This is a genomic window from Chryseobacterium sp. Tr-659 (assembly GCF_011752975.1).
In the GTDB taxonomy this organism is placed as follows: domain Bacteria; phylum Bacteroidota; class Bacteroidia; order Flavobacteriales; family Weeksellaceae; genus Chryseobacterium.
The window spans coordinates 192,136-209,132 of the sequence record NZ_VWWP01000004.1 but is presented as its reverse complement, the minus strand read 5'-3'; the positions used below and the strand labels follow the sequence as shown (position 1 = coordinate 209,132).

General features: G+C 35.4%; 14 protein-coding genes. 7 read left to right on the top strand and 7 right to left on the bottom strand.

The window, feature by feature from the left end:
• Window positions 1–70: 70 nt before the first annotated feature.
• From F3J23_RS11540 to F3J23_RS11520, 5 genes are all read right to left on the bottom strand, one after another.
• On the bottom strand, window positions 71–424 hold the full coding sequence (locus F3J23_RS11540) for a DUF4280 domain-containing protein (RefSeq protein ID WP_167028679.1): 354 nt from the start codon (window positions 422–424) through the stop codon (window positions 71–73).
• 7 nt (window positions 425–431) lie between these two features.
• On the bottom strand, window positions 432–1,160 hold the full coding sequence (locus F3J23_RS11535; protein ID WP_167028676.1) for a hypothetical protein: 729 nt from the start codon (window positions 1,158–1,160) through the stop codon (window positions 432–434).
• 103 nt (window positions 1,161–1,263) lie between these two features.
• Window positions 1,264–4,422, bottom strand: coding sequence for a type VI secretion system Vgr family protein (locus F3J23_RS21570; RefSeq protein WP_185156454.1), 3,159 nt, complete (start codon window positions 4,420–4,422; stop codon window positions 1,264–1,266).
• A gap of 449 nt (window positions 4,423–4,871) precedes the next feature.
• Window positions 4,872–5,681: an enoyl-ACP reductase gene (locus F3J23_RS11525; protein ID WP_034697597.1), complete on the bottom strand. Its 810-nt coding sequence runs from the start codon at window positions 5,679–5,681 to the stop codon at window positions 4,872–4,874.
• Window positions 5,682–5,801: 120 nt separating this feature from the next.
• Window positions 5,802–6,101, bottom strand: a complete 300-nt coding sequence (locus F3J23_RS11520) for a hypothetical protein (protein WP_167028673.1) — start codon at window positions 6,099–6,101, stop codon at window positions 5,802–5,804.
• Window positions 6,102–6,241: 140 nt separating this feature from the next.
• Here F3J23_RS11520 and F3J23_RS11515 point away from each other — a divergent pair, with 140 nt between their 5' ends.
• From F3J23_RS11515 to F3J23_RS11505, 3 genes are all read left to right on the top strand, one after another.
• Window positions 6,242–6,799 (top strand): DNA-3-methyladenine glycosylase I, encoded by a 558-nt coding sequence (locus F3J23_RS11515; RefSeq protein WP_167028670.1) that lies wholly within the window; start codon window positions 6,242–6,244, stop codon window positions 6,797–6,799.
• 193 nt (window positions 6,800–6,992) lie between these two features.
• Window positions 6,993–7,418, top strand: a complete 426-nt coding sequence (locus F3J23_RS11510; protein WP_228455323.1) for a MarR family winged helix-turn-helix transcriptional regulator — start codon at window positions 6,993–6,995, stop codon at window positions 7,416–7,418.
• Window positions 7,415–8,176: a hypothetical protein gene (locus tag F3J23_RS11505; protein ID WP_167028664.1), complete on the top strand. Its 762-nt coding sequence runs from the start codon at window positions 7,415–7,417 to the stop codon at window positions 8,174–8,176. Before F3J23_RS11510 ends, F3J23_RS11505 begins: the two co-directional genes overlap by 4 nt.
• A gap of 181 nt (window positions 8,177–8,357) precedes the next feature.
• Here F3J23_RS11505 and F3J23_RS11500 read toward each other — a convergent pair whose 3' ends face one another.
• Window positions 8,358–9,212 carry a nucleoside phosphorylase gene (locus F3J23_RS11500; RefSeq protein WP_167028661.1) on the bottom strand — a complete coding sequence of 285 codons (855 nt, stop codon included), beginning with the start codon at window positions 9,210–9,212 and terminating at the stop codon, window positions 8,358–8,360.
• 303 nt (window positions 9,213–9,515) lie between these two features.
• Between F3J23_RS11500 and F3J23_RS11495 the strand changes: the two genes are divergently transcribed.
• From F3J23_RS11495 to F3J23_RS11485, 3 genes are all read left to right on the top strand, one after another.
• Window positions 9,516–11,345, top strand: a complete 1,830-nt coding sequence (locus F3J23_RS11495) for a cytochrome-c peroxidase (protein ID WP_167028658.1) — start codon at window positions 9,516–9,518, stop codon at window positions 11,343–11,345.
• A 280-nt stretch (window positions 11,346–11,625) separates the two neighbouring features.
• Window positions 11,626–13,779, top strand: coding sequence for an alkaline phosphatase PhoX (locus F3J23_RS11490; RefSeq protein WP_167028655.1), 2,154 nt, complete (start codon window positions 11,626–11,628; stop codon window positions 13,777–13,779).
• A 55-nt stretch (window positions 13,780–13,834) separates the two neighbouring features.
• Window positions 13,835–14,734, top strand: coding sequence for a leucine-rich repeat domain-containing protein (locus tag F3J23_RS11485; RefSeq protein WP_167028652.1), 900 nt, complete (start codon window positions 13,835–13,837; stop codon window positions 14,732–14,734).
• Window positions 14,735–14,736: 2 nt separating this feature from the next.
• On the opposite strand, the gene F3J23_RS11480 is transcribed toward F3J23_RS11485, so the two are convergent.
• The gene (locus tag F3J23_RS11480; RefSeq protein ID WP_167028649.1) at window positions 14,737–15,060 is read right to left on the bottom strand and encodes a translation initiation factor; all 324 of its coding nucleotides are present in this window, start codon (window positions 15,058–15,060) and stop codon (window positions 14,737–14,739) included.
• Between the two features lie 300 nt (window positions 15,061–15,360).
• Between F3J23_RS11480 and gpmI the strand changes: the two genes are divergently transcribed.
• On the top strand, window positions 15,361–16,902 hold the full coding sequence (gpmI, locus tag F3J23_RS11475) for a 2,3-bisphosphoglycerate-independent phosphoglycerate mutase (RefSeq protein ID WP_167028646.1): 1,542 nt from the start codon (window positions 15,361–15,363) through the stop codon (window positions 16,900–16,902).
• The last annotated feature ends 95 nt before the right edge of the window (window positions 16,903–16,997 follow it).

The window sequence follows — 16,997 nt, the reverse complement described above, 5'->3', positions numbered from 1 at the left end:
TTATTTTTGTCGGATTCGGCGGCCTCTTTGAGGCCGCCGATCTTTATTTATTCGGAATTATATATAACGATTATTTAATCTCATGTTTTTCTCCATGTCCTTTCTCCTCAACTTCAATTTTTCCACCTGTTCCACACATACAAAATGAATCTTCCGTAAGAATTTTGTAACTGTTGATGGTATCTTTTTCTGTGGTCTTTTGCCAAGCTGTTGGCACGGGATTACAAGGTAAATATCCCCCTGGAGTAGGCTTTAATTTACACTGCCCGAAAGGTTTTATATTCACATTGCTTTGTTTATCCTGCTCTGTGGCAATATATTTCCCTTCCGCTGTAGAAAAATTCTGGCTGGTAACACTCAGGTTACTGAGTACTGTTCCTTGGTTGCAGGATAATTGGGCGGTATCTGTGATTTTTTGTGGCATTTTCAGATTAGTTTTTCTTTTTATAAAGAATGTCTACATTTGTTCCCTCGCCACCCTTTCCAAGTTGGCGTTCTACAAGTAATAATTCGCCTGTAATACCATTTAGCATGATTCTTATTAAGCCTCGTTTAGGATCCTCCTTGTACTTACCTATATAATTTATACTCCAAGTTGGAAAACTATAGCCAGGATATTCTAAATTATTCCCTACTCCTACTTTATCTTTTAATAAATCTAACTTTAAATCTTGTTCAATATATTTTTTTACTTGTTCCCAGGTAAATTTATAAGGTTTATCCCAATCCTCTACTTTTATCAGCTTCCCTTTTGAATCATATTCATATCGCAACCCTTTAATAAAACCATTTTCACCAAATGTTTCAAATTTCAACCATAACTTCTTATTAGGGTGATATTCTTTATGAATCACAAATAAAGAACCTTTAGGGGTTATATATCGGCGATACATAATATTTTCATCGACAGTTTCATACACTGATGAGCCATCTTCCCGTATATACTCATATCCCTCTTCAGTTTTATTTTTTTTATATCTTAGAATATCCTGATTTGTAAATTCTTCTTCTGTGTAGGTTTGCATCGTTTTAGGATTTATTGGGGTTTCTATTTTAGTAGGTTGCGGTTTGATCGTAGTTTTGTTATTCTCTTTTTCTTTATCCTGAGAATGGCAAGAAGTCACTATTAATAATAACTGTATTAAGATTATTTTTTTCATTTTTAATAAAATTTGAAATATCAGTACTTTAATTCTGTATGTAAAAGAATGAATCTTTTGTAAAATAACTAAAAAAACATTAACTGAAACTATTGTTCCATTTCTATATTTTCTTGACATTTTTATAAATAAATGGATACTGCCAGTGCCATAATTGAATAACCGGTATTTTGGGATAAGCTTCCAGATCGGAATAATCCATAATATTATCAGTAGTTGAACGTTTGAACATATGTTCTCCTCCATGAAATGGATGCGCTAATCCCATTGCATGAAGTCCCTCATGACAAATAGTACTATCAGTAAAAGCTAAATTATTTGTATCACCTTTATATATGACTACTGATCTGACAGTAGAGGGAATTCCGTATGCTCTTCCAAATAACCCGCTATTGGGCTGATCTTTAGTTCCTGCATGCTGATTGATAAAATAGAATTTATAGACATCATCATATTTACTGCCATACTTCGTTCTGACCTGTCCATTTAAAAAATCTTGGATTGCATCAGTTGACCCGTTGGGAATCATACCGCCAGTCACATTTGCTTCCTTGTTAAATAGGGACATCAGATTTGTTGTTTTGTTGGTAATAGGATCAATATTACTACTGCAGTCTAAAACAATTTCATTTGAAAAATTAGGATTAACTAATGCTTGTCTTAAGTATTTATCCAAAACAGTTTTTCTTCCTCTCGGATCACTCCTTACCGAAGTTCCATTGATATTCGTATGTACTTTAACAATTACACAATCTACTTTATATCGTTGTTTATTAGGGGTAACCAATAATTTCCCTGCCAATGCTTTTTCTTCTTCACCTTTTGCATTTTTAAAGACAGATACAACTTTAATACTTTGATATTGATCGAAAGATTTTAAACATGTTATAGTAATTGTAGTTTTATGAATCCCTTTTGATGTTTGAGAAAAACTTTGTTTATCAAAACTAAATAATGATGAATCATCACATTCTATTTCTAGTCTTATCGGTTCTACTTCTATATCAATAGTAACATCTAATTTTGCAGAAGTATGAGTAAATCCTTTTGGTACTTCATTTTTAGGATATAACGTAAGCCAAGGTACAAAGTATGTAAATGTTGTCCTTCTTCCTCTACTATCTTTTCTTGTAAAAGTTCTTTGTTGATAGGCTGTTTTTAAGTTATTATAATTTTTTGAAATAAATTTATATGCATTAGGTTTAGTATCACCAGGTAAAGACGTGTCTCCCATTCTCATCCAATCAAAACCATATTCTCCGCTCCAACTAGATTGGGGTCTGAATTTCACATAACATCTGCCATCCATATATATAGGAATCTTTTTATATGGCTGCGCTTTATTAGTTTGATTGTTTCCTTTTTTACCATGCATATCTACAACACCTTTACTATTTACAATAGCATTTTGATCAGAATGCATGAATAGTTTCTGAGTGCCTGCAACATTCGCTTCTTTTGCCTGAATGAATAATTCATTTTCCGTATTGATAATCGTTTTTGTTGCCTGAGCGTGAAATAATTCAGATACAGTCTGCAACATAACAGGAGTATTCATCAACGTTTTCTGAAGATAGTTCATTAATGCAGTATTTCCTACTGTTGAGGTCATGTTATTGGTGACGTTAATATCAAAATTATGATGAGCATTAATTTCAATATCAGTGGCATTCATAGTAATCTTATTCGGAGCTGTGACGTTGATGTTTCCTCCGCCGTCCATAAAATATATATTTCCACTGGGGTCCTGAATGGTCACACTGCCATTGGCATCGTTCATTAAAACTTTGATCCCGCTTCGGGTTTGTATAGATTTCAAATGATTATTTGTACCACCACCTAAAGCAACATTACCATGAAACATACCGCCCATAGCAAAAGGAAAGTCCGGATTATGATATTCAAAACCTACCATTACCTGATCACCAATTTCAGGAATAGCTACAAAACCTCTGTTTTGATTGACGGCATCCGTACCTCCCGCATCAGGACTCATCATCCGGATAAAATGAGTGGTATCATTGAGCTGCCAATCAAATTGTACCTGTATTCTTCCCTGATTCAGTGGATCTACATTCGATATTACAGTTGCTACCTGTGGCTCTGCTTTAGGCATCACAAAATCAGGTTTAGGCATAAAGCCTGTCCCTTCAGCTATTGCTTCAAAACTTCCCGTATAATACCCTCTTGCATTAACTTCATGGTTTACTTCGGTTATCATTAATGTGGTAAAATGTGAGGTTTCATTACTGTCAGGCTTTCTCATCGCTAAATCAGCAACACATCCTGTATATAAGAATGGAACTGTTGTTTTTCCGGAAACGGTAAAAACCTCAACAGCTTTACTTCCTCTTGCACTCTTCTGAGAATCGTCAACGTCAAGAAACATATTGGCATTTACAGGCGTTGGAGTTAATGATCGGGTTTTGAAAATAGTATCATTCAGTTCATAGGATTCTGCAGACAAATTACCCAAGTGTCTGATATTAGTATTGGTGCCAAGCATTTTGGTGTGACTGCTGCTGTTATAACCAAAATACTCAGGCTTGGTGTGTATAGCCTTTAGCTCTACCTGTATATTGCTTACATTACTGGCATCAATAAGTTGAACAGGCTTTTCGTGAGCAGGAATTTTACCAAAATGAAGGACTTCACCATCATAATAAAACTGTTCTCCATAGGCTTCAGCAATTCTTGCGAGATAATTATAATGGGTTTCGCAATATTGTGAGCTGTAATTGATGTAGCTATTATTTTGAGTTTCGATTCTGACATCAAATGTATTTGTTCCCAGTGTTTCTTTGATGATTCTGGCTGCAATAATCGATGTATTGACTGGCTGACTTCCTCCAAAACTTTGAGTATGGGGTGCGGAATCCATCAGTATGGTAGGGCTGGAACCTTTGAGAACAAGGTTGCCCAGACTCATTTTTTCCTGGCTGAATGCTATTTTTGTAATAAGACCAACAAATGTTCTCTCAGGAGTTTCATGCTCCGGGTCTCTGTATTTGAAAATAACGGTTAAACGTTTGCCTAAAAACTGTTTTGCCTGTTCAAGATTATGGTTCTGTATTTCGCTTAAAGAATCATGTGCCAGTATCAGCTCAAAATCGTGATGCCTTCTGGCACTTTGTTGTAATCGAAAGTGTTTGAAGCTGCTAATTGTTTTTCCATCCACTACAATATCAAGCTTCACCATCCGATTGATGCCTGCAATATGATTCTCCGAAATCCTCTCAGAATTAGAAGTTTGTTTTTTCATATTCTTTGTGTGTTTTTTGATGTTGGTCCTATTAAAATTAGATAAAAATACAATAGAAGATATATGATTTTTGATAAATTTTAAAAATTGTAGTAGAACTACGACTAGCTGATAATCAAATCATTATGTTTCGTTGAGACTTTTCCATTTTTTATCAGATAATGTTTATAATGATAATCTTTTATGCTATTTTTTGTTAAAATAGAGTAGAGTGCATGATAAGGTATATTGTAAAGAAGGGTATTGGTAAAAAGTAGATGATTAATAATATGAGTCCAGAAGAAAAATGACACAGTTTCTTTGCGAGTATAAGGGAGTTAATACATAAATTTAGAAACTTATTGAAGATTTCATAAAATAAAACCCAAACACATCCTGGATGTGTTTGGGTTTTAAATCGGCGGCCTCGAAGAGGCCGCCGATTCTATATTTATTATATAATTTAAATATTATTCAGCATCATATTTACTGATTACTTTTTGAGTAACTCCTGAGCTGCTGAAACCTCCGTCATGGAAAAGGTTCTGCATTGTTACCTTCTTAGTAAGATCAGAGAAAAGAGTAACACAGTAATCAGCACATTCAAGGGCTGTAGCATTTCCAAGAGGAGACATATCTTCTGCATATCCAAGGAATCCTCCGAAACCTTTTACACCGCTTCCGGCTGTTGTCATTGTAGGAGACTGAGAAACTGTATTTACACGTACTTTTCTTTCCCCCCAATAGTTTCCGAAAGTTCTTGCAATACTTTCCAGATATGCTTTATTATCAGACATATCATTATAATCAGGGAATGTTCTTTGAGCAGCAATATAAGTAAGCGCCAAAATACTTCCCCATTCATTCATACAGTCTTTTTCCCAAGCTACACGCATTACTTTATGGAAAGAAACCGCTGAAATATCCCAGCCTTTTTCCAACCAATCGTAGTTCATTTCTGTATAATGTTTTCCTTTTCTTACATTGATAGACATCCCGATAGAGTGAAGGATGAAATCTATTTTACCAAATTTTGCAACAGCGGCATCAAAAAGTTTTTCAAGATCTTCTATAGAAGTAGCGTCAGCACCTATTACTTCAGAACCTGTTTTTTCGGCTAAACCATTAAGTTCTCCCATTCTTAATGCAATTGGAGCATTAGATAAGATAAATTCAGCACCTTCTTCATGGCATCTTTCAGCAACTTTCCATGCGATAGATTGTTCATTAAGGGCTCCAAAAATAATTCCCTTTTTGCCTTTAAGTAAACCGTATGACATAATTTTTTAATGTTTATTATAATACAAATGTAGCAATAATTGTGGTTATGGCATAATAAAAAATGGAGCCTTATTAATTTAAGACTCCATTTTCTTGAAAATATTTATATGACTGAAATACTAATTGGTTTTCTTGTTCCATTCTGCTTTTACATCCTCTGCTGCATCTTTGGTTTTTTCCCATGCTTCATCTGCTTTATCCTTAATATCTTCCCATGCATCGGACATATTAGCTTTTACCCTCTCGAACCAGTCTTCTTGTTGGGCCTCTTCATCACTGTTCCTCTTTTCATTGATATAATCTTTGGCCTTATCTGCCAATTCATTGATCTTCCATTTGGCTTTATCTGCTGCATTCTGTAAAGAATTTTCTACATTATTTACTGCATTTTCCGCTTTGTTATACTCTGAATTGTTCATAATACTATAAATTTGGTTTGATAGTATTGATTAAACAATAACCATTCCTAAAATAGATGTATCTCTGTTAAACTTTTCATAATCTTTTGTTATGTTTTCCTAAATCCGTATTACCTTTAGCTTATAAAATTATGATGATTATGGAAAAAATTCGCTGCGGCTGGTGTGAGAAAGATGATCTCTACAGAAAATATCACGATGAAGAATGGGGAAGACCTGTTCATGATGATAAAACAATATTTGAATTTCTTATTTTGGAGAGCTTTCAGGCCGGATTGAGCTGGTATACCATTTTGAGTAAAAGAGAAAACTTCAGAAAAGCTTTTGATCAATTTAATTATAAAAAGATTGCAGTTTATTCTGACAAAAAGGTAGAAGAACTGATGAATGATTCAGGAATTATCAGAAACAGGCTTAAGATATTGGCTACAATAACCAATGCACAGAAATTTATGGATGTACAGAAAGAATTCGGAAGTTTTTCCAGCTATATCTGGGGCTTTACAGAGGGCAAGCCAATTGATAACACACCTAAAGCTTTATCAGATGTTCCTGCCACTACTGAGATATCGGATCTTATTTCCCGGGATCTGAAAAAAAGAGGATTTAAATTCATGGGATCAACGGTAGTATATGCGCATATGCAGGCCACAGGAATGATCAATGACCATATAGAAGACTGCTTTACCCGGAAATAATTCGCTTTAAATAAGATGATCTTTCTTAACCATTTAAAATAAGTTTAAACTCTCGCAGATCTTTCCGATTGAGCAGATTTCCTAATGATTAAATCTGTAAACCTCATAAGGGGAAGATCAATATAAAATGTTTTAAACAAAAATATTGTGTACAAAATAAATTGAGTATTTTTGTTTCTTTATAATGAAAGTTATGACTCTATCTGAACATCTTTGTTTTAAAACCTATGCCGTTTCCAGGTATATTACAGGTTTATATAAACCTTTTCTGGATGAAATTTCCCTCACATATCCTCAATACCTTGTTATGGTTGTTTTGTGGGAAAATGGAGGAATGAATATCGGAAAGATTGGTGAACATCTTCATTTAGATAACGGAACACTTACTCCTTTACTTAAGCGAATGGAAAAAAACGGCATGATAATCCGAACCCGCAGTTCCGAAGATGAAAGAGTAGTGCTGATTGATCTTACAACAGCTGGAAAAAATATGAAAGATAAAGCGAAACATATTCCGGAAGCTGTTCAAAACTGTATTCGTATGAATGATGATGCGAAAATGCAGTTAATGAATTCTTTGGATTCAATATTATCAATTCAAACCTTATCAAAAGCATGAAGAAAATAGGAATTATAGGGTATGGCTGGCTGGGAGAGAGAATTGCAGCCTCAATGCGTGGTAAATATATACTGCACACAACTACAACGTCTCAGAATAAAGCAGATGAACTGAGTGCTCAGGGCCTGAATACAGTTGTTGCTGCTTTCCCGGATTATCAGCTGACAGATCCATATCTGCAATGGGCTGAAATCAATACTTTAGATATTCTTATTATCACCATTCCTGTTTCAGAGAAAGGTTGCTGTATAAGCTCATTGTATAACAGGATACAGAATCTATCATCATTCATCGGCGATTTTAAAGGGCAAATGTTTCTGATGAGCTCTACAGGAGTATATCCGGATATTTCAAAAGATTTTACGGAAGAAGATGTTCCACTAGAACAAGTATCAGGAGAAAGAATGCTTAGAAATAAATACCCGCACATCAATATCCTGAGATTAGGAGGTTTGATGGGAGACAACAGGCTTCTTAAGAATTATAATGTTTCTAACCTTGATCATGCAGTTAATCATATTCATTATTCGGATATCAGCGCAGTTATTACAAAGATGATTGAAAAGGAAACTAAATCAAAATTATATAATGTGACGGCTCCGATCCATCCAGTAAAAAGTCAGGTGATTAATGCACAGAAAAATGTGTCCGATAATGAAGAATTTGAGGTGAAAGGGAAGAGGGTTATATCTTCAAAACTGATTTCAGAGCTGGATTATACATTTCAATATCCGGACCCAAGAGCTTTTCATTTGTAATACAAGGAGAATGGTGAGTTTTATTCATTCTGAAAGAATCAAAATTCAGCAAAATCAAAGTCAATAGGAGTGAGATTTATCCCATTTTCAAATACATAAAAATTCTACCGGCTTTAACCCAAACATAAAAAACTCCGGAAAATATTTTCCGGAGTTTTTATTTTATCATAAACAGAATTAATTACTTAATAATTCTGTCGAGTACCCAGGTAATAAGGTTCTTTTCAGAAGCATGGTGGTCCGCAGAGAATTCACCGCGTCTTCTATTGGCAATAACGTTATTTACGGTAATAGCTTTATGACCTAATAATTTTGAAAGAGCATAGATTGCGGAAGTTTCCATTTCAAAATTCGTGATTCCAAGATCATTCAATGTTTCAAGGAATTGATCATCTACTGCTTTTAAACGAAGCTGTCTTCCCTGTGGAGCGTAGAACCCAGGGAATGTTGCCGTATTTCCGTGGTATTTGGCATCTTTGTAATATTCACCCATTTCTTCTGCCCAGTCTGAAAAATATAACATAGGCTTGATTCTTTCGTAAGGGAATTTTTCAAGGAAGTTTTTAGAAAACTCATTTTCAAAATTATAGTCCTGATAGAAATGCATCAGCCCGTCTAGCCCTACTACATTTTGAGTAACCAGCATATTGTCAACCTGTACATCCGGATTCACACTTCCACATGTTCCCATACGGAATAGTTCAAGAGCTTTATGTTCTGCTTTGAACTCTTTGTTTTTAAGATCAATATTTACCAGAGCATCCAATTCGTTCATTACGATATCGATATTTTCTGTTCCGATACCCGTTGACATTACTGTAATTCTTTCGCCACGAAGCGTTCCCGTGTGCGTGTAGAATTCTCTTTTATTTTTTTTGATCTCTACTGTATCAAAGTATTTTGAAACCTTTGCCACTCTGTCCGGGTCACCTACAAGGATAATTTTGTCGGCAATATCTTCAGGTAAAAGATTCAGGTGGTATACACTTCCGTCTTCATTCAAAACAAGTTCTGAGGCAGCAAGTTTATTTAGCATAATATGTATATTTTTTTGTTTTTAATTAATGAAATCGCTTCTATAAGGAGAACCCTATCAGCAGGGTATCTATGATATTATTTTAGTTTTTTTGATGTGTTGAATCTAATTAAAAAATCCTCTCCCAATAATCTTCTGCACTATTTTTTTAATGGTATTTCGAAAAACCGTTTCTTTAGAATAATGAATTTGATTTCGGGGTTTAAAATTAGTGAAAAATATTGTATCGGAAATATAAACATTATTTAATCTGCTATTAAAACTGAGATAATATCAGATTAATAGTTTTGCCGCTAAAAATTCATGAGATCTTATCCACTGCTCGTTGTGGTCCTTTTAATAGGATTTGCAGTAATGTCCTTTAATCCGGTGTATAAAGGAAAAGAAAGTGAGAATACATTTATCAATAAGGGGCTAACTGATTTTAAAGCCAAGCTTGAACAGCTAAAATCGGACGTTTATCAATTCTCAGAAGACCGTATTTCTCTTCAGGATTTACAACAATCACTCAACAGGACAAGAAACTCATTTAAGGAAATTGAATTTTATATCGCTTATCACTATCCTGAATTTACAAAGACACACCTGAACGCAGCTCCTTTATTTCATATTGAAGCCGCAGGAACGTCAGCGTATACGCTTCCTCCTGAAGGATTACAAGTTTTAGATGAGCTCATATTCTCAGACGAAGCTGAAGATGAGAAGGAAAAAATAAAGACAATCACCGACTTTTTATATAACAGTTACTCCGGATTCTATTTAAGCGCTTTAAAAAATGGCCTAAGTAAAGGAAATAACAAAACACTGCCGCTCCGTATAGAACTCATTAGAATATATTCATTAGGTGTGACGGGGTTTGATACTCCGGGATCGCTGAATATTTCTGAAGAAACAAGCCACACATTTTCAGGGATGCAGAAGTACATCCATGATGATCCTTATTTTAAAAATTACGACATACGGAAAGCTGATCAGACTTTAACAGAAGCTATAAACTATCTCTCAAAAAATACAGATTTTGAAACTTTCGACAGAATTGAATTCTATAAAAGATACATACAGCCGTTGTACGAAGAATTAGGAAAATGGGACGGAAGACCGGATGATCTGAAGGAATTTTCCGGTTGGAATGTAGGAAATAAAAACTTTTTCAGCAGCGACTTTTTAGATCCATATTTTTATACTTTATTGAAATCATCAGAAGACAGTCCTGATTTGCGTAGTCTTGGTAAATCCATCTTCTACGATCAGAATTTAAGCGGGAACGAAAAAATGAGCTGTGCGACATGCCATCTGCAGGAAAATGCTTTTACAGATCTTAAAACCAAATCCGAAAGCAATATAGAAGGAAAAACAGTACTGAGAAATTCTCCATCATTATATAATGCCGTTTTTGCCAAAAGATTCTTTTATGATCTCCGTGCTTTTTATCTTGAACAGCAGGCGGAACATGTTATTTATAATGAACAGGAATTCAATACAAGTTATGAGCATATCATTCAGAAATTAAAAACAAAACCTGAATATAAAAGAGCATTCCGTACAGCTTTCAAAGACGGGAAGATCAGCAAAGAAAATTTTTCAAAAGCATTAAGTTCTTATGTTGGCTCTTTGTATTCTTTTGATAGTGATTTTGACCGTTTTATGAGAAATGAAAAGAATATTTCCGATGATGTTAAAAAAGGGTTTAACCTTTTTATGGGGAAGGCTAACTGTGCAACCTGTCATTTTGCCCCTCATTTTTCAGGACTGGTGCCGCCGTTTTTCAATGAAAATGAATCTGAAGTGCTGGGAATTACCACAAGGCCGATTAAACAGCTTCCGGTTGAACTCGATCAGGATTTGGGAAGAGGAAACAGCCCTGTAAAAAAGGAAAAGTCATGGATTTATGATTATTCATTTAAAACCGTAACAGTTCGGAATATAGCTATTACCAAACCGTATTTCCATAATGGAGCTTTCAATACATTAGAAGAAGTTCTTGACTTTTATAATGAAGGAGGCGGGGAAGGATTAGGATTAAAAATGAAAAACCAGACACTGGCACCTGATAAATTAAATCTTACGGAAACAGAGATCAAACAAATTATTGCTTTTCTAAAAGCTCTTACAGATGTGAGTAAAGCAAAATAGTCAGGTCTACTGATATCACTTCATTTATTAAATGCGAGGTTTGAATAATTTTTCAACACCTCGCATTGTTTGTTAAATATACCTTCACAATTGTAAAGAGAAGATTTTTTATACTGTGTTTTCCAAATTTAACGAAAAATTAATCCCCTTAACATTAGGTTTTTAATTAGTTAATATTTCCCCAGCCATATTTAAAATCCTATTAACGGAAGGAGGGTTGTAAAAAAATAGTTTTGCAAAAGGTTAATGACATCAACAAAATTTAATAAATCAAGTAAAAATGAAGAAAAAATTACTAACAATTGGAGCTTTGGCTCTGCTTGCCTGTTCCGGTATTCAGGCACAAACTTTGATCTTTGATAAAGGGGCATCCTGGAGTTACAAAGACAATAACGCAGCCCAGCCAAGTGGGTGGAACTCTAAAACATATGATATTTCATCATGGGCAACAGGAAACGGACCATTAGGATATGGAGATCCCGTAACAACTACAATCAATTCAGGACTTATCACAGCATATTTTGCTAAAGATTTCACAGTAGATCTTTCTACACTTTCCGATAATATGGAACTTGGGGTGATGAGAGATGATGGTATTATTGTGTATCTGAATGGAGAAGAAGTAGTAAGGGACAATATGCCTGCAGGTACAGTAACATTCAATACTTTCTCAAGCACAACCATTGATGGCGCTGCCGAAAATATATACAATCTTTTCACGATCCCGAAATCAAAATTTGTAAACGGAGTGAATAGAATTTCTGTTGAATTGCATAACAGAAGTGCAACCAGTTCGGATCTTAGAATTGATGCTTATTTGAAAACAACTCCAAACACAACCACACCGGTGGTTTGTAACGGAACCCATATCAGCTGCTTTACTTCTATTGTTCCTACTGCACAAACCAATAAACTGATCATTCCTGCAGAGCACAAATATCAGCTTATTTTAAAAGAAGGCGACAGCTATACTGAAGGCGGGGGATTAGTAGGAGGTCAGAATGACTTTACCGGATATGTTCCGAAAACAGGAAGCAGTACAAATGGATACCTTTCTGTAAACCATGAAACAAACCCTGGTGGAGTTACCATGGCAGAGATCAACTATAATGCTTCTACCAAACTTTGGCAGTTGTCAAAATCAAGAGCTGTAAGCTTTTCAGATCCTAGTCTTGTACAAACGATCAGAAACTGCTCAGGAGGAATTACACCTTGGGGAACAGTGGTTACAGCAGAAGAATCAGTTACTTCAAATGATGTAAATGCTGATGGATACAAAGATTACGGTTGGCTGGTAGAGATTGATCCTGCAACTGCACAGGTTATTTCTAAAAATCCAGATGGTTCTAAAGGAAAACTTTGGCAGATGGGAATTATGAATCATGAGAATGTAGTGATTAATAATGCGGGAACTATTGCTTATTACGGAGAAGACGGCGGAACTCACATGGTATATAAATATGTAATGGATACCCCGAATGATCTTTCTTCCGGAAATCTTTACGTATTGAAACTAGATCAGGGGTTAACCGCTGCAGGAGATCCGGCAGGAACTACAGCAACATGGATCCAGATTCCAAATAAAACTAAAGCAGATCAGAATAATACTGCTTCTCTTGCCCAGTCATTAGGAGGAACTAAATTTAATGGTGTAGAAGATGTTGATATCAGCCCGCTGGATGGAAGAATCTATTTTACTGCAAAAGGATTAGACAGAGTATATCGTTTACAGGATAACGGAGCAACCGCTTCACAGGTAGAAACTTTCGTTGGAGGAGGTTCTACAGTATATTCATTCAACACCGCTCAGGGAATGAAATCTGAAGTATGGGCAGACGGAAATGACAACCTTACTTTCGATGAACTTGGAAACCTTTGGGTACTTCAGGATGGAGGTAAGAATTATATCTGGGTAATAGCTCCTGATCATACACAGGCTAATCCTAAAGTAAGACTTTTTGCTTCTATGCCGTCTGGGGCAGAGCCTACAGGACTTACATTTACTCCGGATCATAAATTTGGTTTCTTCTCCATTCAACACCCGGATGCTACCATCTCTACAGATGTGGATGCAACAGGAAACACTATTGATTATAAAGGGAAATCTGCAACCATTGTAATTGCACTTAAAAATAACCTGGGAATAGAAGGAGCGTTAGGAACCATCGAAAATAAAGTTGATGAGAATACTGTAACAGTAGCACCTAACCCAACTTCAGGAATTGTAAAGATCAATTCAGGAAAAGGGTTAAAAGATATTTCTGTGACGGCTTACAGTTTAGATGGTAAAATTGTCTATACTAAAAAGTTTAGCGGAACAAACAAAGCTTTGGAACTAGACTTTACACAACAGCTGGAGGGATCTCGTGTTTTGGTATTGAATATTGAAGCAGAAGGAGGTTTCCAGAAAACAGTTAAACTTTTAAAAAAGTAAGATATTAATAATTCCTGTCTGCCGGCAACAAAGTTGCCGGCAGACCTTTTATATTATGAAAAAACTTTTCCTATTGATTTCCATTTCGGTACTTTCACAAGCTAAGGCTCAGATTGATCCTGTGAAATATCCAACATTTACCAATATTGAAGATGCCTTGAACAGTAAAAGTACCGTTTATAGCATGAGCTTCAGGCAAAAAGGATTGTTCAACCTTCCTCCTCAGATTGTAAAGCTGGACTCATTATTCTTTCTGAATATGATGGCCAATAAACTGGAAAAAATGGATCAGGAACTTTTTACATTAAAAGAACTGGAAATATTAAATGTGAATGAAAACAGCATTAAATATATTCCTGATGAAATAAGCAGGCTTAAGAAACTGACGACTTTCTCCATGAATCTGAACAGTCTCACAAGCATTAATCCCAATATCGCCAAACTTCAGAAATTAAAAGTAGTACATTTTGATGCCAATAATCTGAATGTTTTTCCCGAAGCTCTTATGGAAATCCCAACGCTGGAAGAAATTAACCTTCAGGGAAACCAGATCAGTTTTATTGCAGATAAGCTTGATCAGATCAAAAATCTTAAATTCTTAAACCTTTCAGATAACCAGATCAATGACTTAGGGAACTTATCATTTCCGAAAAACTTAAAATATCTTGAACTGCAGCAGAATGCCATTATAAAGCTCCCTGAAAACCTTTTTAAAGCTCAGAATCTTGAATTCTTGAACGTAAGCGGAAACAATATCATCGAGATCTCACCAAAAATAAAAGGATTGAAAAACATGGTCAGCATGAATCTGGCCAATAATAACTTAAAAGATATTCCTTTAGAAATCAGCCAGCTTAAAAACCTCAAAACGCTGATTCTTACAGGAAACCCTATAGAAAAATCTAAAATTGAACACTTAAAAACCTTATTACCGGAAACCCAGATCTATTTCTAGAGCTATCCGCCGACACGTTTGGTTTTATAGCCCATTTCTTTAAGGATATTCATTATTTTGTCACGATTATCCCCTTGAATGATAATCGTTCCATCCTTCTCAGAACCGCCTATACCTAAGGTGGTTTTTATTTTTTTTGAAATTTTTTTCAGTTCTTCCTCACTGCCTTCCCAGCCTTCAACAATCGTTACGGGCTTACCATTTCTCCCTTTTTTCTCAAACTTGCATACCAAAGGCTCTTTCTGCTTGAATTCTTCTTCAGGCATCTCAAAATCCTGCTCATCATGATCAGGAAAAAGGTTTTTTAATTGATCTCGTAAATCCATAGAGCAAAATTAAAAAGAATTACGGATTAATACATGGAAATATTGTTGAAATTTAAATTTCAGAGTAATTTACTAAGAGATGAAAGAGAAAAAGATAAAATTCAGAAACTTTTTTAAAGACTGATTTTAATCTGTAAAATCTGCTTGATCAGCGAGAGAATAAAGACTTCAGAGATCAAACTTATTTTTATACCAAATGATATGAAAATCAGCGAGTGTCCCATGTAAATAAAATTCAACGTTTCAAATTCTTCTATTCATCGGAAATTAGGTAAATTTGTATAACAAAAGTTTTACAAAATGTCGAAAAAAGCAATACTGGCAATTCTTGACGGATGGGGATTGGGAACAAACCCGGACGTTTCTGCAATAGATAAAGCAAATACACCATTCATAGACAGCTGTTATAAAAAATTTCCACACACTACACTTGAAGCAAGTGGGCTGGCAGTTGGTCTTCCGGAAGGACAGATGGGGAATTCCGAAGTAGGTCACATGAATCTTGGTGCCGGAAGAGTGGTTTACCAGAATCTGGTGAAACTGAATATGGCCGTTGAGACCGGAACATTAGGACAGGAAAAAGTAATTCAGGATGCCTTTGAATATGCTAAAAAAGAAAACAAAAAAATACACTTTATCGGGTTGGTTTCCAATGGAGGAGTACATTCACATATCAATCATTTAAAAGGATTACTAACAGCAGCAAAAGATTTCGGTTTGAATGAGAACGTTTTTGTTCATGCTTTTACAGATGGTAGAGATTGTGATCCGCACTCAGGATTAGGATTTATCGATGAACTTCAGAAGCATATGGAACTAACTACAGGAAAACTGGCAACAGTAGTAGGAAGATACTATGCAATGGACAGAGACAAAAGATGGGAACGTGTAAAACTGGCATATGATGCTTTGGTAGAAGGTGTTGGAGAACAGACAACGGATGCTTTGGCAGCCATTAAAGCTTCATATGATAACAATGTAACCGATGAATTCCTGAAGCCGATCATTTTAATGCAGACTACTGAAACAGGAAATATTGTACCGGTAGCCAAAATTATTGATAATGATGTAGTAATCTGTTTCAATTTCCGTACAGACAGAGGACGAGAAATTACAGAAGTTCTTTCCCAAAAGGATTTTCCAGAGTATACTATGAAGAAACTCAACCTTTATTATATCACATTAACCAATTACGACAAAACATTCCAGAATGTTCAGGTTGTTTTTGATGAAAATGTGCTGACGGAAACAATGGGGGAAGTTCTTGAAAAAAATGGAAAAACGCAGATCCGAATCGCAGAAACAGAAAAATATCCCCACGTTACTTTTTTCTTCTCAGGAGGAAGAGAGCAGGAATTCAGCGGAGAAAGAAGATTATTGTGCCCAAGTCCGAAAGATGTACCTACTTATGATCTGAAACCGGAAATGTCAGCATATGATATTACCAACGCGATCGTGCCGGAATTAGAGCAGGGAACGGCTGATTTTGTTTGCTTAAATTTTGCCAATACAGATATGGTAGGGCATACCGGTGTTTTTGAAGCCGCTGTAAAAGCTGCGGAAACCGTAGATCAGTGTATTGAAAAAGTAGCAACTGCCGCTTACGAAAACGGTTATGCCGTTTTCATTCTTGCAGATCACGGAAACTCTGACGTAATGGTTAATCCGGATGGAACTCCAAACACCCAGCACTCTACCAACCTGGTTCCTTTCATTGTAATGGATAAAGAACAGACCTGGAATTTAAAACCAGGAAAACTGGGTGATGTAGCGCCTACAATCCTTAAAGTAATGGGGGTAAAAATACCGGATGCTATGACCGGAGATGTTTTAGTTAACTAAAATTCAATAATAATGTTAAAAAAATGCCGTTATAATGATGTATCGGCATTTTTTTATGATTTATGTCAGATAAGGTATGAGATGCATACTTTATT